Below are 17,402 nucleotides of genomic sequence, written 5' to 3'. Positions count from 1 at the left end.
ATTAAAAACCTTGTGAAATGTATTCAAACCATTGAGATATCAAGAAGTTTTTCAATTCTGAAAGTAAAATTGAAAAATCCTTTGGATAACTAAAATTCCCTCATGAGCCTGGGAAATCATTTTTCAAACTGCGATGGAAAATCACCAGAACGATAAGACTCAGAAGATGATTGCATTTGTTGTCGCGTATTGATCAGACAGAGTTTCTTTTTGTCCCCCTTTTGCTATGAAGTGTAAAATTGCTTAAACGTTCAATTTTTTAAAATTTTTTTACGAATAAAGAAATATGAAGATAAATCCAGATTACCTCGGTCGTCTCTTCACCGAACATGAATTAAGCCAAGAAGAGAAGAATCTAGCCCAAGCTCTTCCTTCTATAGTGGAGGAAAAAGGGCGTTTATATTGTCAACGTTGCGGTAGTTTTGTTAACCGTCGGACCAATAAACTTCCTATAGGTGCCTTTTATTGTAGAGAGTGCCTTTTCCTCAAGCGTGTGAGAAGTGATGAGTTTCTTTATTATTTTGAGCAAAAAGACTTTCCAAAGATAGATGTTCTCAAATGGGAGGGAACACTCACTGAGCATCAGGCTTTGATTTCCAAAGGATTGCAGGATGCTGTTGAAAAAAGGAAAAATACACTAGTTCATGCTGTTACTGGTGCTGGAAAGACAGAAATGATCTATCCAGTGGTGGCGGACGTGATTGCCAAAGGTGGCTCAGTTTGTATTGCAAGTCCACGAATTGATGTCTGTATGGAACTCTATAAGCGCATGCAACAGGACTTTACATGTAAGATTTCTTTATTGCATGGAGAGTCAGAGCCATATTTTAGAACCCCTTTGGTTATTGCTACAACTCATCAGTTATTGAAATTCTATCATGCGTTTGATCTATTAATCGTAGATGAAGTGGATGCTTTTCCTTATATTGATAATCCAGTCTTGTACCATGCAGTCGAGCAAAGCGTAAAAGAAAAGGGAGTTCAAGTATTCTTGACAGCCACATCGACGGATGAATTGGATAAAAAAGTAAGAAGTGGAAAATTAGAGCGGTTAAGTTTGCCAAGACGCTTTCATGGCAATCCTTTGATTATACCAAAACCAATTTGGTTATCAGGATTTACTTATCATTTAGAAAAAAATCAAATTCCAATACCCCTTAAATTTAAGATTACAGAACAGCGAAAGACAGGTTATCCTCTTTTGATGTTTGTATCCGAGATTGAAAGAGGTAAAAAGGTACAAGAGATTTTACAAAATCTTTTTCCAAATGAGAAGGTAGGATTCGTAGCCTCTACAACAGAGGATAGATTAGAACAGGTGCAAGCATTCCGTGATGGAAAGGTGACGATTTTAATCAGTACGACGATATTAGAACGTGGTGTAACCTTTCCTTGTGTAGATGTGTATGTACTTGAAGCCAACCATAGATTATTTACAAAATCTAGTCTCGTTCAGATTTGCGGTCGAGTCGGGAGGAGTATGGATAGACCAACAGGTGACTTATATTTCTTCCATGAAGGGATGACGAAGTCCATAAAAAAAGCCATTTCAGAAATCAAAATGATGAACAAGGAGGCTGGTTTATGATTTGTAGTTTGTGCAATCAAGAATTAAATACAACAATTCGTTTTTGTCAGTTACTGACTTTAGTGGACCAGGAGGATTCTCTTTGCAGTACTTGTATGGAAAACTTTCAGACCATTTCAAACTGCCACTGTCCGACTTGTTATAAGGAAGGTGAGGAAACAACCTGTTCTGACTGTTCTTTTTGGCAGCAAGAAGGGATAGAGGTCTCTCATCGGGCACTTTATCGTTATAATGATGCGATGAAATCCTATTTCAGTTCTTATAAATTTGAGGGGGATTATGAGTTACGCAAGGTTTTTTCACGGACGTTAAAGTCCGTTCTTAAAAGTTATAAGGGATATACATTTGTCCCTGTTCCTCTTAGTCCAGAACGTTTGAAAAAAAGAGGATTTAATCAGGTTGAAGGACTCTTAGAGGCTGGTAAGATTCCGTATCAGAATTTACTGGAAAAAACAGAAACCAAAGCGAGCTCATCGAAAAACCGAGTGGAACGTCTTGAATCGGATTTTCATTTTACTATCAAAAAAGACTGTCAGTTACCTGAAAAGATCCTACTTTTTGATGATATTTACACAACAGGAGCAACATTAAATCGGATCAAAAAACTGCTATTAGAAGCAGGTTGCCAAAAAATTGATACATTTTCTCTTGCAAGATAAGGCAAAAATTTGCAAAAAAAAATGAAAGCGTTATAATTAATATATACAAAGAAATACTTAGAAAGTAGGTACTTATATGATTAAATATAGTATCCGTGGTGAAAACCTAGAAGTAACAGAAGCTATTCGCAACTATGTTGAGACGAAACTGGACAAGGTTGCCAAGTATTTCCGTGATGAGCAGGAGTTAAATGCTCGTGTGAATCTCAAGGTTTACAGAGAAAAAACAGCTAAGGTTGAAGTGACCATTCCACTTGGTTCGATCACTCTACGCGCAGAAGATGTTTCTCAAGATATGTATGGTTCTATCGACCTTGTAGTAGATAAGATTGAGCGTCAAATTCGTAAGAATAAGACAAAAATCGAGAAGAAAAATCGTAATAAAGTAGCGACAGGTCAAGTCTTTACAGATTTGGTAGTGGAAGAAGAAGAAGTAGCAAGTAAGGTAGTTCGTTCAAAACAAATTGACTTGAAACCGATGGATTTAGAAGAAGCACTTCTTCAAATGGAATTGTTAGGACATGACTTTTTCATCTATACAGATGTTGATGATGAGAGTACACATGTTCTGTACAAACGTGAAGATGGAGATATTGGACTTTTGGAAGTTAAGGTTCCTGAAGCATAAAACGAGTGAAGATGAGACGATACGTCTCATCTTCTTTTTTTATGAATAAAGAGACAAAGGCAAAATGGAGAGGGGAGGTTTTGATCGATTTGGTGGTTCCTGTAAGAATATGGTATAATAGGAAAACATAGCTACAATGTTTTAGCGAAAAATAATGGGCTAGCTTGAAATAGAAGACAAGCAAGTGGAACTTCAGTTAGTTGATGGCTTAAACAGATTGTCTCTTCTTTTTATGAGTAAAATTCCTAGTAGGAAATTTTTGGGTTCTAAAAGATGAACGGTCTTGACACATCCTAACGGATGTTCCATCTATATCTTCAAGCAGTGCTTTGAGGAATCAGCTATCGCGTCAACGTTTTTTACCAAAATAAAGCGAGGATGAAGGATTTTTGTATCAGCCTCTTGATACGGATAAATAACAGCTTTACGTATGAAAAGGTGGAAGTTTTTGAATTGGTTTGCTATGAGATGGGGATAAACGTAAAAAGGATAAGGGAGTAACAGAACAATGAGAATTGTATCAGGTGTGTACGGTGGACGACCTCTCAAAACAATGGAGGGAAACATAACGCGACCGACATCCGATAAGGTGCGTGGTGCCATGTTTAATATGATTGGTCCTTATTTTGAGGCTGGTCGTGTTTTAGACTTGTATGCTGGCAGTGGTGGATTAGCGATTGAAGCAGTTTCGAGAGGAATGACGGAGGCTGTTTTGGTTGAGCGGGATCGTAAGGCGCAGGCTATAGTCGAATCCAATATCGCAATGACAAGAGAAAAAGACAAATTTCAGCTCTTGAAAATGGAAGCAGACAGAGCGCTTATGACAGTAAATGGGCAGTTTGATCTGGTTTTCTTAGATCCACCTTATGCAAAAGAACAAATAGTGGCAGATATTGAAAATTTAGATAAAAGAGGGCTTTTATCGGATTCAGTTCTTGTAGTATGCGAAACAGACAAAACAGTTCAGTTGCCTGAAGAAATCGCTTCTTTAGGGATTTGGAAGGAAAAAATATATGGAATTAGTAAGGTGACCGTCTATGTCAGATAAGATTGGTTTGTTTAGTGGATCTTTTGATCCGATTACAAAAGGACATGAAAATTTGATTCGTAGAGCGAGTCGACTGTTTGATCATCTGTATGTAGGTGTTTTTTATAATGCAGATAAGGCAGGCTATTTTAAGATAGAGAGTCGTGTACGGATGGTTGAGGAAGCATTAGCTGATTTGCCAAGTGTTACAGTTATTACTTCTAGTCAAGAGTTGGCTGTTACAGTTGCAAAAAAATATGGGGTGACCAGTTTCGTACGCGGCCTTCGTAATAGCCAAGATTTGATTTATGAAGCGAGTATGGATTTTTTTAACCATGAGCTAGCTTCAGAGATTGATACGATTTATCTGCTTAGCCCACCAAATTTACAGTATATCTCTTCTTCACGTATAAGAGAACTTCTTTTATTTGGAGAGGACATTTCTCCATATGTTCCACAAAGTGTCATAAACCAGATTGGAAAGGACTAGTATGAAAAAAATAAAACAATATAAATGGTACCTTGCTCTTGGGATTGTTGTGCTAATCTTAATTGGATCAGTTACAATCCCACTACCTTATTATATTGAAATTCCAGGAACAGCTGAAGATGTTCGACAGGTTTTGTTAGTAGATAATCAGACCGATCAGGAAGATGGAGCATACGAATTTACAACAGTTGGTGTGGTCCATGCGACACTATCACATCTCATTTACGCTTGGTTGACTCCTTTTACAGATATTCACACTGCTAAGGAAATGACAGGTGGATCATCAGATCTAGAATATCAACGAATCAATCAGTTTTATATGGAAACGTCACAAAATATGGCTAAATATCAAGGGTTGAAAACAGCAGGTAAAGATATCCAAATGGACTTTCTTGGAGTTTATGTCTTGAATGTGGCAGACAATTCTACTTTTAAGGGGATTCTTAACATCGCAGACACGGTAACAGCTATTAATGATCAAACGTTTGAGGATACTCAAGCCTTGATTCATTATGTTGGTTCTCAGAAAATTGGGGACACTGTCAAGGTGACGTATGAAGAAGACGGTGAAACCAAATCAGCTGAAGGAAAAATTATCCAGTTGGAAAATGGGAAAAATGGAATCGGAATTAGTCTTGTTGACAAAACGGAGATTAAATCAGATATTCCCATCACCTTTGCTACAGAAGGGATTGGCGGACCAAGTGCAGGTCTGATGTTTAGTTTGTCTATCTATACACAGTTGGCAGATCCAACCTTGCGTAATGGACGAGTTGTGGCTGGTACAGGTAGTATCGATCGCGATGGGAATGTTGGCGAAATTGGAGGTATCGATAAAAAAGTTTTAGCAGCAGATCGAAGCGGAGCAAGCATCTTTTTTACTCCGGATAATGAAGTGACAGAAGAAGAGAAAAAAGCAGATCCAGATACAAAAAGCAATGCTCAGCTTGCAAAAGAAACAGCAGAAAAGATTGGAACAAAGATGAAAATTGTGCCAGTTAAAACTTTGCAAGATGCTATTGATTATCTAAAAAATAATCCTTAAATAAATCAAAATGGAGATAAAAATACGGTAGCGGATTCTTGCAGGATTGTTTCAAAAGTATTTGATCTACATCCTATATGAAACAAAGTTAATCTATTGGGCAATGGACTGAATCTTTATAGATACAACTTTATAAAAATATGGTAAAATAGAAGTAGTAAAGAACTCCGTCTAGTTGAAAAAATCAAAAAGTTCCCCCGTAAATAAAGCTTAAACTGACTGATAAGCTGTTTGTGGGTTCAGCTTAGAGAAACCCTGTTTTTTTCATTCGATCATCTTTGGAGCGTAAAAGTTAACAAAGAGATAGGAAACCTGCGTTGCATCTGTAACTCCTAGCTTGAAGTCCTGCTTTGAGTGATTGATGCGTTATGTAGCTAGGATTAGTATTCATCGAAGGCTGGACATTTTTGCCCAGCCTCATTTATATTTCATTGAAAAAATATTAAACTGTCTGAATTTTATTAGAAAGCAAATTTTAAGTGCTTAATCTTTAAAATGATGATAAAATGGAAAAGTTAGAATAGAAAGAGGATTCTATGCGTAAGGAAATCGCACCTGAACTGTATAACTATAATAAATTCCCTGGGCCAGAATTTCGTCGGGTAGAAGATAAGGTTTTGTCTGAAGAACTGGAATTTGTCTTAGTTGAAAATGTCAAGGATGCTTTTGAAACCAAGGCTTTTTGCCAGCGTTTTTCAGAAATCTTAACTAAGTTTGACTATATTGTCGGTGACTGGAGCAACGAACAACTACGCTTACGTGGATTTTATAAGGATAGTCAAGGTACCTTAGAAAATATGAAAATCAGTCATTTAGAGGACTATCTCATTGAATATTGTAGTTTTGGCTGTGCTTACTTTATTTTGGAAAATCAAAAACCTAAGCGGGCTTCTTTTGATAAAAAATCCCACCACCATAAGGAAAGAGACCACAAGGAACGGGAGAAATCTCGTCGCCGAAAACGGGAACATGCTTTTCATATGCGAGATAGTAAGCAAGATAGTACCATCTTTGAGAAATCAGCGTCCAAATCCTCTTTTAAAAAACGGAAACCACAACAAAGAAATGAAAAAGAGCGTCATTTTGTCATTCGACAGAAGTAAGGTGTTTTAGAATGGATAGAAAGACGATTTGTCTTGAAGTTCATTTGAAGAACTCTAAAATTGGCGTCTCTAAGAGGTGAGAGATGAAACCGTCGATTTATAGTTTAACGCGTCAAGGCATGATAGAGTGGGCAGAAGAAAATGGAGAAAAGAAGTTCCGTGCTACTCAAATCTGGGAATGGCTCTACAAAAAGCGTGTCCAGTCTTTTGATGAGATGACAAATTTATCAAAAGACTTGATCGAAAAGCTAGAGGAACAATTTGTAGTAAATCCTCTTAAACAGCGAATTGTGCAGGAATCAGCTGATGGTACGGTGAAGTATTTATTTGAATTACCCGATGGCATGTTGATTGAGACGGTCTTGATGCGGCAGCACTATGGTTTGTCTGTCTGTGTGACAACTCAAGTAGGCTGTAATATCGGCTGTACTTTCTGTGCATCTGGTCTTATCAAGAAACAAAGGGACCTTAATAATGGTGAAATCACAGCACAAATTATGCTGGTTCAAAAATATTTTGATGAACGGGGTCTTGGAGAGAGAGTCAGTCATATTGTAGTGATGGGGATAGGGGAACCTTTTGACAATTATGATAATGTACTTAGCTTCGTCCGTACGGTTAATGATGATAAGGGATTAGCCATCGGAGCACGACACATCACAGTATCAACTTCTGGTTTAGCTCACAAAATTCGTGACTTTGCTAATGAAGGAGTACAGGTTAACTTAGCTGTCTCACTTCATGCCCCAAATAATGACTTGCGTTCAAGTATTATGCGAATTAATAGGGCTTTTCCAATCGAAAAATTATTTGCAGCAATTGAATACTATATCGAGACGACAAACCGCAGGGTAACTTTTGAATATATTATGCTAAATGAAGTCAACGATGGCCTAGAACAGGCAAAAGAATTGGCTGAATTACTTAAAAATATCAAGAAATTATCTTATGTCAATTTGATCCCTTATAATCCTGTTAGTGAACATGATCAGTATAGTCGTAGTCCGAAGGAACGCGTGATGGCTTTTTATGATATGCTTAAGAAAAATGGGGTCAATTGTGTAGTCCGTCAAGAACATGGTACGGATATAGATGCAGCTTGTGGACAGCTACGTTCAAACACCATGAAAAAAGATTGTCAAAAAGCAGTAGCAGAGGCAGCAAAAGGATAATGAGAAGAGATAGGTTTGTCTGGTGTGGAGTGATGTTTTACGCTATTTTAATCGCTCTCATGTGTTTTTCTCCCCAATCGACAACAGGTCTCTTGGAAGTAAGTACTCCTGGGATTCAGCGCTTTGGTCGGCTGTTATTACTTTTAACCCCCTTTAACTCGATCGTTAATCTGACTCAGGTAAAGTCGGTTGGGCAACTCATCTGGGTATTTCTGCAAAATGTAATGAATGTCTTTTTACTTTTTCCACTGATGTTGCAACTTCTTATCCTTTTTCCTAACTTGAGGACAGTTAAAAAAGTGCTTTCGCTAGGATTCTTATTGAGTCTGGGGATTGAGTTGACGCAACTTATCTTGGATTTACTAATTGATGCGAATCGTGTGTTTGAAGTAGATGATCTATGGACGAATACTTTGGGATCTTATCTCGCACTCGTTACATACAGATTCTTCAGTAAGAAATTTTTGAAATAATCCAGAAATGAAAATATCTTCTAAATCATTTCTTTTTATAGTCTGATTTGGATAGGGAAGGCAATCTATCTTATAAACAAATGACACATGCTTGAATCATGGATTTCAAGGATGTGTCATTTTTTTCGGCTCTTTGTCAACTGTAGTGGTTAACAATAAGAGTGTTGGACCTTGAGAAATCAAGGTCTTTTCTGTTTTCGGTCAACTTTTGGTCAACCTTTTGAAGAAAAAATTATGCGGATAAGAACTCACGAATACGATTATTTTCTTTTTCTGCTTTTTCTTTGATAAGGTGACCGTATGTTTTAGTAATCTGCGTGATGTCCTTATGTCCCATATTTTCAGCGATGACCCAAATATCAATCCCGTAGGCTAACATAATGCTGGCGTAGGTGTGTCGGATTCCCGTAGCTGATAAATCGTAGGGCGCAATCTTTAACTGCTCTAACAAGGCACGTAGATGAGTGTTGACTGCGTAGTTACTAGGAACTTCTCCAAATGAGCTATAAAAGATAAAGTTGTCTTTGTTGGTGATGTCATTATCTTTCAATTCCTGAGCTTGTAATTCTTTAAACTGAGCTAATAGATTCAAGGTTTCTATATCAATCGGAATATTACGAACCGAAGTATCTGTTTTGGGTGGTCGCCATTCTTGTTTACGGGGGTCATATCGCCGATATGTATGTATCTCCTGTGTGTCATATAAAACACAATCCCAAGTCAAACCTAAAACTTCTCCGAAACGTAAGCCTGATTTTAGTTGAACATACAGTAAATAATCAATCGCATGATGCTGTCTATCCATATTGTTTTTCAAGGTAGATAGTAGTCTGTGATAGTCTTTAGTGCTGGTGATTGCTTTTTGGCTCTTGGTCTTTCGGCTAGCTTGACCAGTGATGATAACCCCATCTGTAAAGTCCGTAATCGAGAGTTTATCCCGTTTGGCGAACCGTACGACTTTTCGAACTTCAGCGTTTAAGCGTCTAACCGTGTCTTTACTAACTGTTTGAGCATAGCCATTGATAAACTCTTGATAGTCACTCGCTCTGATGGCAATAGCTGGTTTATCTTTGAAATGTTCTAACATGAGCTTGCCACGGTGTAGATGATGTTCCAGAGTGCCTTCACTTTTATTGAGTGGTTTAATTTGGAGATTATACCAAGTCTGCCACAAGTCATAAAGTGATACTGATGAGTCAATGATGTTGCCATGAAGCAACTCTAGTTCAATCTGAGTAGCTTCTAGGATAGCTTCTTTCTTGGTTTTAAAACCAGAATTGGATGCGACTACCACCTTATTTTTATCGAAGATGCGATAGTCCCAAGTTTTCTTTTTACCTCTTTGTCTATATGATATTGCCATGTGTTATCCTTTCTTGTAGAAAATGATAACCAAGACATTCGTCTTGGCTATTATATCATGTTTCTTTCAATAATTCTGAGAAGTGCTGTTCAAAAAACGCTTTGGTCTTTGATGCAAGAAAGAGATACTTTCCGCCTTTATTTTGAGGATATTTTACAAAGCCTGTCTTGTTGTAGTCAATATCAATTTGAGAACGGATAGCTGGCTTATAAAGGATATTGTCCAGCAACCAAGGGCGAGATACCTGAAGCATATCCAATACTTGGGCAAGAGTCATATACCGTCCTTGAGATGCTTCCTCTTGTAGGTGTAAGTATTCTTCCTTTGAGACAATCACATGAGACTCAGGAAGTTGTACCGTGAGGTTATCAAGTTTGATAGTAATAGTATCTGTCATTATCGTTTTCCTCTATTCTATGTTAGAATAAAGATAGGAGTGGTTTGGCTACTTCTATCTTGTTTAGCTATCGCTGGTTGTCTCGCTTTGGTCGGTAGAGGTATCAGCGGTGGCTTTTTGTGGTGTAAGAGTCGTTTCTTGAATTTTTTTCAAAATATTTGATGCAATGTTTCGAAAAGCTTCTTCATCTTGAATGTCTTTAAGATGAAAAGTATCAATTTTTTTAAATGCTTGACGAGCCTTTTCTTTTAAATCACGTGTGGCATAATAATGCCATAATTCAATGATAATCTCTTGATTCGTATCATCATGATACATTTTGATAACGAAGCGAATACGTCGCATGAGTTGATGGTATTCCTTTTTATTTTTGCCAAACCAAGAATTGCACCATGACCAGTAGGATTCAGAGTTTGTCATGATGGTTAAATCATTGATGATATAGGCATCTTTAAATCGTGAACTTAATTGATTAGCGGAATCAGGTTCTAAGATTTGGAAAAGTTCACGATATGCCATACCACAAGTCGCATCTAGTTCATTGATAATAATAGTTTTCTGACCTTGATAGCCTGAACCGAGGTCAAAGCGTTTTTTGTTAATGGAGGGAGTGTGTGCGCCTAAGCGGTCATGTTCTTCCGCTAGTAAACGAGATAGAAAACTTTTCCCTGTACCACCTTCCGCAAAAATAAATATGCCATTATGATGACGTTCTCCTTTACTCATTCGAATGAACTCTTTTTGAATGTACTCTTGACGATTATCTTCAAACTGCCGTTTGTTTGAGTTCCATGCTTTTTGTGCTGTTCGTTGAGTGAACTGTTCAAATAAGTGTTGTTTAGCTTCAGAAGGAAGTAATCCATCTTCTGAGATTTTATAACTCAGTTCTAAACAATAGTCGCTGACTTCTAATCCTTCGTCAGATTTTTCGACACTATGATTTTTGACTTTTCCCATAATATCATCAATATAAGTGCCGTTTTTTGATGCAATAACTTCTGAAACCTCATAAGGGAATTTGCTTTCCTCCATGTTGCGTTCATTCCGATGGGTAAGATAGCGACAAGCTTTAATTGTACTGCGAACAAATTCAAGGTTCTCTTGTCGTGAGATTTGAAGTGCTTTATAAACAGTAGAGTAAACACGTGGATTTTTGAACTCTATATAAAAGTGAGCATGAAGTGGCTTCGGTGTCCCATCATCTTTTAAATCCTTATCATGGAATATGAAGTAATATTTATCATTTTCATGTTGGCATAGTTCTTTGATGCGTTGTTCAACAGATTTGCGAAAATCATCTTCTGTCAAACTAGAATTAGCGTTATATTCATAGTCGTATGAAATTTGACCGAAATATTTGCGCTTACGAGCATTTCTATCAATCTTATTTTTTGCCAATATAAGAACTCCTTTAACATTTTTTGACACAAATTTGATAGTGTGTGTTAGTTTTAGTGAGATAAATATGATTGGATTTTGTACGCCTCTGACGGAGATTAACGAGGCGTACAAAATCTTAAATAGCTTGTCATACTTTGGCACAATATAGATGTAATGGTAGTACCAATTTTAAAAATAGACGTGGATGGATTCAGGAATGATTTTTATATTTGATTCCGTAGAAATAGGCTCTTTTTAAATCACTACTAGCTTTACACCACGTCTTAGACATAGATAGTACCGTGTGTAACGGTGCTGGTGTCCTTGCTTGCCTGCGGCAGCAGTACACCGCACCATCAGCTATCTCTGTATGGAGGAGATAGAATATTACCATTATCACGAGTGGCGACAGATGAAAAATTTTTGCTTTCATGGTCTCTTATGATGTCGCTAAAATGATAGCTTTTATCCATGTAGTTTAGTTCCCGTTTAATTTTTGGGAATAGTTCTTCAAGAATGTCAGAGCTTTCGCTATTGGCTGGCAAGCGTCCTTTTAAAATCGCATGGTTTTCATAGTAAGTGACTGTTAATGCTTGTAAGGAGCGATTAACCTTTTTGATAATCACTTGCTTTGTATTCAGATAGCGAGAAGACTCTTCCAAGGACGGTTCGACATTGATTTGGGTACAATAACGGCGAATCTTCCAAGTAGCGATATAGGACTTAATGCTATTGCGGAAATAGTCAAACTCTGCGTTTCGATTACCAAATTCAATTAGAATGGTATAAAATAGTATGCCTACCGTAACGATTAACACTAGACGCAATGACCAAATGAAAATAACAGCCACAGCCCAAGTGGATAAGTTCATCTGGTTTATCAAAAACCAAGACAAGCGTTCGATGGATAGTGTCGCTACAAGGACAAGTATCGTCCAATTAACGACATTATATTTATTAAAATAGTTCTTCATGTGTTTTGTTCCTTTCCAAGATTATAGGATGGAGTAAGCAGGGGCATGATATGCGTACGGTGCTTACCATCCGTAAATTTGATTAATCCAGTCCCGATACCACTGGGGACAAGGATGTTTGAAACATCTATATTTGGTAGTAAAAATTGACAAGTGTTGGCATTGATTTCACCTAATATGAAAATGGTACTGATTTGCTCGCGAACGGCGGTATTGCCTGCAAAAGCGTTAGCGTCAAAACGTTGGCTACACAAAACAAGCGAAATAGAGGTCTGACGACCAAGTAAGGCAATCGTTCCAAGTAGTTGCCCGAATGCGTCCCGAGCTTGCTTTGAGCTTCCTTGTACCAGTGCCAATAGTTCGTCGATGACGACATAAATCCGTTCAAAACGTTTGTCAGGTTGCGTCAATAGGATTTCTTGACGTTCATAAATCTTACCAATGACACGTCCCAAGAGTTCATTGACTTCCGTGATAAAGCTGTTCAAGTTTGAGCCATGTGTCGGAGCGAAAACCTCTAACCCTATTTCCTTACCTAGTAAGTAAATATCAGATAGTTTAGGGTCAACACAAATAATTTGGTTTGTAAAAGATTTCAAGCAAGTAATCAAGTAGCGTAGAAAATGAGTTTTTCCTGAGCCTGATGAACCTGATATGGCTAAATGCGTTACGGACTGCATAGATATATTACAAATGTCGTTTGCCATAATGGGAATAGAGTTTTCTGACACATTCTGTTTGATAAAAGATACAAGATTATCAATCTTTAGACGTGTGGGAATGCCATCTAACCATGGAAAGAAGAAAGCTCGTCCCAAGTTGGGGTTCTTAGTGTCATAAGGGACAAAGTAAGCATTATTTTGAGGTAATAGCGTCTTGTAAGGGTAGAGTATTCCAGCACAGATAGCTGAAATTTTAAAGTAAAGTTGCGAATCCATAGAGTAGGACACGGGCAAATTCGGAATGTAAAAGAATCCTGAGTCATTGCTTGCGACCTTAATATCAAATGAACCAAGATAAGACGATTCATTGTTAATATCTAGCGCATTATTTAAATTCCTTAGAATGTATTGTTCTAATGCATATTTATCGTGACCAAAATCAGGGACATCAGGAACGCTTGTTCCTGATGCTTTCTGACCTTGGCGTTTATTATTGACCAAGTATGGCATGATTAGTTTCCTTTCTTGATGACTGTTGCACGGAAAAAGATTTGTCCGGATTTATACTCAAATGCTTCTAATCCCTCGAACTCTACAATATCTCCAATTTCCAGTCCGCTTAAATCAGGTTTGTTTGAGGCTAAAAATTTAACTTTGAATGGGTTTTGGTTGTTTGTGGCGACCCAAACGTGATAGGCTAAAAGCTTATCTGTTCGTTTCATTTTTTCTTTGCCGTTAACAACCTCACCAGTCTTAACGAACTCGTATTGCTTCTCTACTTGCTTACCAGCAAGCTTAAGAATTTCGTCCTCAAGAACTTTTTCTGCAAGGTCATCACTGTAACCATTTGATTTTTTATAAAATACCATAATAGGTACCTCCTGTTAATTAAAATAATGAAGCATTGTTGCTTAAGTGATAACAATCAATGATTGTTACATGACGATGGGTTCTTTAACTGGTAAGAGTTAAAGAGACAGATTATTGAATACCAAACTTTTAAAGCTCTAAATAGTTATATAGAAATATTTTTTTGAAAACGCATTTAAAAATTGATTTCATATAACTTCTGTGCTAGACTAAAAATATAGAGAAAGTTTTCAAATCAGCAGTTAGTTCTGTGAGCTATTTGATATTCCTTATCTATGTTTTTATTTTACCAATAAACAAGTTATACAACAATGTAATATTTTATTGTATAAATAAAAAATATTTTATATAACTTTTTGCTTAATACAAGGAGGATGAAATGTTTGAATACACTCAAGAATTTATCAATAGAGCGACGTTAGATACTATTCCTAAGAAAATTGAAATTTATAAAGAAGAACATAAGATGTTTTATTATCAATTTTTATATAGTTCCCAGCTAGCTAAGGAAATTAAAGAACTGGGATTGTCAGTTGAGCCTTATTATGCTAATGAAAAAGATGCAGCGAAATCACGAATGACACATATTAAAAAAGGAAATCGAAAAGAATTTACTCCAATAGTTGTTCAATTAATTTCCGAAAACATGGGAACTTCTCCTGGTGAACTGTTATGGGGAGAAGAAAAATACTGGCAATCATTGTTACCAGCATTATTTTATGTTCTCCTATTCGATTCTTTACTTGCAGACGAATCAAAGCACGCATTGAGCTTTAAAGCTAAGACAGTTCTCAAAGATTCAGTTGTGTTTGCAAGTGAACTAGCAAAGAAAGAGACTTCGGCAGATTTATCTGACGGTATGATTGATTTCACTATCCATGATAAGGGATTAGTCCAAGCTATTTATCGTTTATATCAACCGAAAGTTCAAGAAAAATTTTCTCAACTATTTAAAGAAGAATTTATTGATAGTTCCTATAGCCCAAATAAACTAAAAAATAAACTCATCTTGTTTGCGCGACGTGTATTTGACGAGGTATTACCTGTACATAATGTGGAACAAAGTTCGTTAGGATACCAAGTCTATCATACTTATGACATTTTCTATTCTTCAGAGACACGTGAATATCGTAGCAGTATCGCAACGCAGTTTGATGAACGTTTTACCGACATTTCTAAATCACATTATTTGGAAAAGGAACAAGAAGAGATTGTAAAGGCTATTGATGGATTTGTTGAAAAGTTATCTGAGATTCAACAGTTACAAGATGCACACTTAGGGTATCGGAATAATGCTGAAGCTCTCTTCCGAAAAGGATTCGACATGGTAGGCTTTGATGATGCTTATTTTGATGATAAACTTAATGGAACTGAACCAGAATTGATGATAGAGGGAGAAATGGTAGACTACGTAAAACATTCTGAAGATGAATTATTTGACTAATATCAAAACAACCGCTAGGATTTGTATCTTAGCGGTTGCTTTTATTTATACTTATTAGTAGTGTTTTGATTGAGCTGATGACGTCATCTTTATAGCTTTCAGGTAGAGCTGACAATTCTTCTAAAATATTGTTAATTTCATCACTCTGCTGTGGAAACTCAAAGTTAAAGAAAACAGTTTCATCTATATCAAGAGCAGAAATAATTTTACTGAGGGTTTGAATTTGAAAATTATATTTTCCATTTTCAATATTATGGATATGTTTTGAACCTAGTCCAGCCAGTTCAGACAATTTTTCTTGGCTTAATCCCCTTTGAGTTCGTAAGTATCTGATACGTTCTGCAATGAATGTTTGTAATTTATCTTGTTCCATTTTTTATTCCTTTTACTATTATTGTAAGAATAAAAGATAGAAATCGTAAGTAGGTTTAATTACACTATCTAAAAAATAAAGTATTGAATATTACACTACAAAATGGTAAAATAGTGCAGTAGAAAGGTATCATACCTAAAAATAGCATGATATACTACGTATACCATGGTTTGACTTAACAGTCAAACCAATCCTATTAGCACTAAAGGAGAATTAAGATTTATGACCAAGAAATTAAAAACTATGGTAGCTGGAGCTACTTTGTTAGCGACTGCGACAGGTACAACAGTTCTTGCGGACGAAGTCACAAGCAAACCAGCTGATACAAGTACAGTTGTCACACAAGCGCAGGAGAGCCAATCTGCAAGTCAAGCAAAATCTGCCCTCGACACTCAAACACAAGTGGTAACAGGCAAGCAAGCTGAGTTAAACCAAGCACAAGCAACAGCTGAAACATCTAAACAAGCTGTAACCGACGCACAAGCTGGTGTGACTTCTGCACAAGATGCCGTTAAATCAGCAGAAGAAAACGCAGCGAAAGCAACACCTGAAAACATTGCAGCTGCAAAAGCCGACCAAACAGCAAACCTTGCTGACCAAACAGCTAATGCCACTGAGACAGACCAAGTGACAGCTCAAATCGCTGACCAAACTAATACTGTTTCAAGTGCTCAAACAGCTGTCGATACAGCTCAAGCTGAAAAAGACCAAGCTGACGCTGATGTGACATCTAAACAAGCGGATGTCAAATCAGCCCAAGATGCTCTTTCAGGCACTGGTCTTGATACAGCACAGGCTAACCTTGACCAAGCCAAAGCAGATGTCAAAACTGCTGAAAGCAACGTTGCAACGGCAACCACTGCTGTCGAAACAGCAAAACAAGCAGATGCGAAGCGTGCCGATGCTATCAAATCTGCTGAAACAGATGTCAAAACGAAAAATGACGCTGTTGAAACTAAAAAAGCCGTCCTAACAGACGCTCAATCTAAAGTTGCAACAACAGATGCTATTTTGACACAAGCAACTGATTCTGTAACCAAAGCGCAAGATGCGTTGAAGAATATGGATGTAATCACATCAAATGGTATTGCGACAAAAGAGATTTCCGATTCTTTGAAATCTCGAATTGGCGCAACATCTAACACAATTACATTTAAAGATGCTTATAACTTGTGGTTACAAAATCAAAACCTAGACACAGAACGCGTCTTGGTTGGTATGGGTGTACTACAAGCACAAAAGTACACCACATCAATCAGTTTATCAGACAAAGACAAAATTGTCAATTTTGAAAATATGTCTGACGCTGATATTACTGAATTGTCACAATACCAAGCGTTATTGCTCAACACTCTACGCAAAGACTTGGGATCATTGTTCAATGCTTCAACAACAGTTACAGTATCTGATGCTGCAATCCAAATGATGAAGCAACAAATTGCTGGATATGTTAAAGCTAACAATGTAACAAATCATATCCGTTCCGCTAACCATCTTGCTGAAAACCTTGGTGTTATTGCACCAGTTCAAACAATGTCAATGTACAATTTGAAAAATTCATTGTTTAAAGCAACAGTTGCTTCTATGTGGCAAGATTCGTCATGGGATTGGGCTCACTTTGAAAATCTGTTCATTGGAACTCACACAGCCGCTGGTGCATTGTTTGTAAATAATCAAGGTGGACTTATCCAAATTGCAACCAACGAAGGCACTCCAATCGCCAACCCTAACGACACTGCAACTCTCCAAGCAAA

Annotated in this window: 17 protein-coding genes and 1 pseudogene; 11 read left to right on the top strand and 7 right to left on the bottom strand. The window is 37.1% G+C overall.

From position 1 onward, the window contains the following. Positions 1-286 precede the first annotated feature (286 nt). The 9 genes from STRDD10_RS05605 to STRDD10_RS05565 all read left to right on the top strand — a co-directional run bounded on the left by STRDD10_RS05605 (position 287) and on the right by STRDD10_RS05565 (position 8,185). Complete coding sequence (locus STRDD10_RS05605; protein WP_067193822.1) at positions 287-1,588, top strand: ATP-dependent helicase ComFA; 1,302 nt, start codon at positions 287-289, stop codon at positions 1,586-1,588. After that, a complete protein-coding gene (locus STRDD10_RS05600) occupies positions 1,585-2,247 on the top strand; it encodes a ComF family protein (RefSeq protein ID WP_067193820.1) in 663 nt (220 codons plus the stop codon). Before STRDD10_RS05605 ends, STRDD10_RS05600 begins: the two co-directional genes overlap by 4 nt. Before the next feature lie 76 nt (positions 2,248-2,323). After that, positions 2,324-2,875 carry a ribosome hibernation-promoting factor, HPF/YfiA family gene (hpf, locus tag STRDD10_RS05595; RefSeq protein ID WP_067193819.1) on the top strand — a complete coding sequence of 184 codons (552 nt, stop codon included), beginning with the start codon at positions 2,324-2,326 and terminating at the stop codon, positions 2,873-2,875. A 508-nt stretch (positions 2,876-3,383) separates the two neighbouring features. Beyond that, positions 3,384-3,923, top strand: a complete 540-nt coding sequence (rsmD, locus tag STRDD10_RS05590) for a 16S rRNA (guanine(966)-N(2))-methyltransferase RsmD (protein ID WP_067193817.1) — start codon at positions 3,384-3,386, stop codon at positions 3,921-3,923. Continuing rightward, positions 3,913-4,392, top strand: a complete 480-nt coding sequence (gene coaD, locus STRDD10_RS05585; RefSeq protein WP_067193816.1) for a pantetheine-phosphate adenylyltransferase — start codon at positions 3,913-3,915, stop codon at positions 4,390-4,392. Before rsmD ends, coaD begins: the two co-directional genes overlap by 11 nt. 1 nt (position 4,393) lies before the next feature. After that, entirely contained in the window at positions 4,394-5,437 is a 1,044-nt protein-coding gene (locus tag STRDD10_RS05580) for a SepM family pheromone-processing serine protease (RefSeq protein WP_067193814.1), read from the top strand. A gap of 536 nt (positions 5,438-5,973) precedes the next feature. Beyond that, a complete protein-coding gene (locus STRDD10_RS05575; RefSeq protein ID WP_067193812.1) occupies positions 5,974-6,540 on the top strand; it encodes a YutD family protein in 567 nt (188 codons plus the stop codon). Between the two features lie 83 nt (positions 6,541-6,623). Next, complete coding sequence (rlmN, locus tag STRDD10_RS05570) at positions 6,624-7,712, top strand: dual-specificity RNA methyltransferase RlmN (protein WP_067193811.1); 1,089 nt, start codon at positions 6,624-6,626, stop codon at positions 7,710-7,712. Next, positions 7,712-8,185, top strand: coding sequence for a VanZ family protein (locus STRDD10_RS05565; protein ID WP_156468608.1), 474 nt, complete (start codon positions 7,712-7,714; stop codon positions 8,183-8,185). Before rlmN ends, STRDD10_RS05565 begins: the two co-directional genes overlap by 1 nt. A 232-nt stretch (positions 8,186-8,417) precedes the next feature. On the opposite strand, the gene STRDD10_RS05560 is transcribed toward STRDD10_RS05565, so the two are convergent. The 6 genes from STRDD10_RS05560 to STRDD10_RS05535 form a co-directional block, all read right to left on the bottom strand. Beyond that, entirely contained in the window at positions 8,418-9,548 is a 1,131-nt protein-coding gene (locus STRDD10_RS05560) for a tyrosine-type recombinase/integrase (RefSeq protein WP_067193809.1), read from the bottom strand. Between the two features lie 55 nt (positions 9,549-9,603). Next, positions 9,604-9,945, bottom strand: a complete 342-nt coding sequence (locus STRDD10_RS05555) for a DUF771 domain-containing protein (protein WP_067193807.1) — start codon at positions 9,943-9,945, stop codon at positions 9,604-9,606. Positions 9,946-10,008: 63 nt separating this feature from the next. Continuing rightward, positions 10,009-11,343 (bottom strand): Rep family protein, encoded by a 1,335-nt coding sequence (locus STRDD10_RS05550; protein ID WP_067193806.1) that lies wholly within the window; start codon positions 11,341-11,343, stop codon positions 10,009-10,011. A gap of 338 nt (positions 11,344-11,681) precedes the next feature. Next, positions 11,682-12,299, bottom strand: coding sequence for a hypothetical protein (locus STRDD10_RS05545; RefSeq protein WP_067193804.1), 618 nt, complete (start codon positions 12,297-12,299; stop codon positions 11,682-11,684). Beyond that, on the bottom strand, positions 12,296-13,471 hold the full coding sequence (locus tag STRDD10_RS05540; RefSeq protein ID WP_067193802.1) for an ATP-binding protein: 1,176 nt from the start codon (positions 13,469-13,471) through the stop codon (positions 12,296-12,298). Before STRDD10_RS05540 ends, STRDD10_RS05545 begins: the two co-directional genes overlap by 4 nt. 2 nt (positions 13,472-13,473) lie before the next feature. Further along, positions 13,474-13,830, bottom strand: a complete 357-nt coding sequence (locus STRDD10_RS05535) for a hypothetical protein (protein WP_067193800.1) — start codon at positions 13,828-13,830, stop codon at positions 13,474-13,476. 380 nt (positions 13,831-14,210) lie between these two features. Here STRDD10_RS05535 and STRDD10_RS05530 point away from each other — a divergent pair, with 380 nt between their 5' ends. Further along, a complete protein-coding gene (locus STRDD10_RS05530) occupies positions 14,211-15,275 on the top strand; it encodes a hypothetical protein (protein WP_067193799.1) in 1,065 nt (354 codons plus the stop codon). A gap of 28 nt (positions 15,276-15,303) precedes the next feature. On the opposite strand, the gene STRDD10_RS05525 is transcribed toward STRDD10_RS05530, so the two are convergent. Next, positions 15,304-15,648 (bottom strand): helix-turn-helix domain-containing protein, encoded by a 345-nt coding sequence (locus STRDD10_RS05525; RefSeq protein ID WP_067193797.1) that lies wholly within the window; start codon positions 15,646-15,648, stop codon positions 15,304-15,306. A 222-nt stretch (positions 15,649-15,870) separates the two neighbouring features. On the opposite strand from STRDD10_RS05525, the pseudogene STRDD10_RS11130 reads away from it, so the two are divergent. Further along, positions 15,871-17,402 (top strand): annotated as a pseudogene (locus STRDD10_RS11130) (hypothetical protein); the annotation flags it as partial.

It is taken from the genome of Streptococcus sp. DD10 (genome assembly GCF_001578805.1).
GTDB lineage: Bacteria > Bacillota > Bacilli > Lactobacillales > Streptococcaceae > Streptococcus.
Note: the sequence above shows the minus strand (reverse complement) of the source record. Positions and strands in the feature narration are given on the sequence as shown.

Bases quoted from the DNA above. Each gene is read 5' to 3' on its own strand.
- STRDD10_RS05605 (WP_067193822.1), top strand. From the start codon at position 287: ATGAAGATAAATCCAGATTACCTCGGTCGTCTCTTCACCGAACATGAA.
- STRDD10_RS05600 (WP_067193820.1), top strand. From the start codon at position 1,585: ATGATTTGTAGTTTGTGCAATCAAGAATTAAATACAACAATTCGTTTT.
- hpf (WP_067193819.1), top strand. From the start codon at position 2,324: ATGATTAAATATAGTATCCGTGGTGAAAACCTAGAAGTAACAGAAGCT.
- rsmD (WP_067193817.1), top strand. From the start codon at position 3,384: ATGAGAATTGTATCAGGTGTGTACGGTGGACGACCTCTCAAAACAATG.
- coaD (WP_067193816.1), top strand. From the start codon at position 3,913: ATGTCAGATAAGATTGGTTTGTTTAGTGGATCTTTTGATCCGATTACA.
- STRDD10_RS05580 (WP_067193814.1), top strand. From the start codon at position 4,394: ATGAAAAAAATAAAACAATATAAATGGTACCTTGCTCTTGGGATTGTT.
- STRDD10_RS05575 (WP_067193812.1), top strand. From the start codon at position 5,974: ATGCGTAAGGAAATCGCACCTGAACTGTATAACTATAATAAATTCCCT.
- rlmN (WP_067193811.1), top strand. From the start codon at position 6,624: ATGAAACCGTCGATTTATAGTTTAACGCGTCAAGGCATGATAGAGTGG.
- STRDD10_RS05565 (WP_156468608.1), top strand. From the start codon at position 7,712: ATGAGAAGAGATAGGTTTGTCTGGTGTGGAGTGATGTTTTACGCTATT.
- STRDD10_RS05560 (WP_067193809.1), bottom strand. From the start codon at position 9,548: ATGGCAATATCATATAGACAAAGAGGTAAAAAGAAAACTTGGGACTAT.
- STRDD10_RS05555 (WP_067193807.1), bottom strand. From the start codon at position 9,945: ATGACAGATACTATTACTATCAAACTTGATAACCTCACGGTACAACTT.
- STRDD10_RS05545 (WP_067193804.1), bottom strand. From the start codon at position 12,299: ATGAAGAACTATTTTAATAAATATAATGTCGTTAATTGGACGATACTT.
- STRDD10_RS05540 (WP_067193802.1), bottom strand. From the start codon at position 13,471: ATGCCATACTTGGTCAATAATAAACGCCAAGGTCAGAAAGCATCAGGA.
- STRDD10_RS05535 (WP_067193800.1), bottom strand. From the start codon at position 13,830: ATGGTATTTTATAAAAAATCAAATGGTTACAGTGATGACCTTGCAGAA.
- STRDD10_RS05530 (WP_067193799.1), top strand. From the start codon at position 14,211: ATGTTTGAATACACTCAAGAATTTATCAATAGAGCGACGTTAGATACT.
- STRDD10_RS05525 (WP_067193797.1), bottom strand. From the start codon at position 15,648: ATGGAACAAGATAAATTACAAACATTCATTGCAGAACGTATCAGATAC.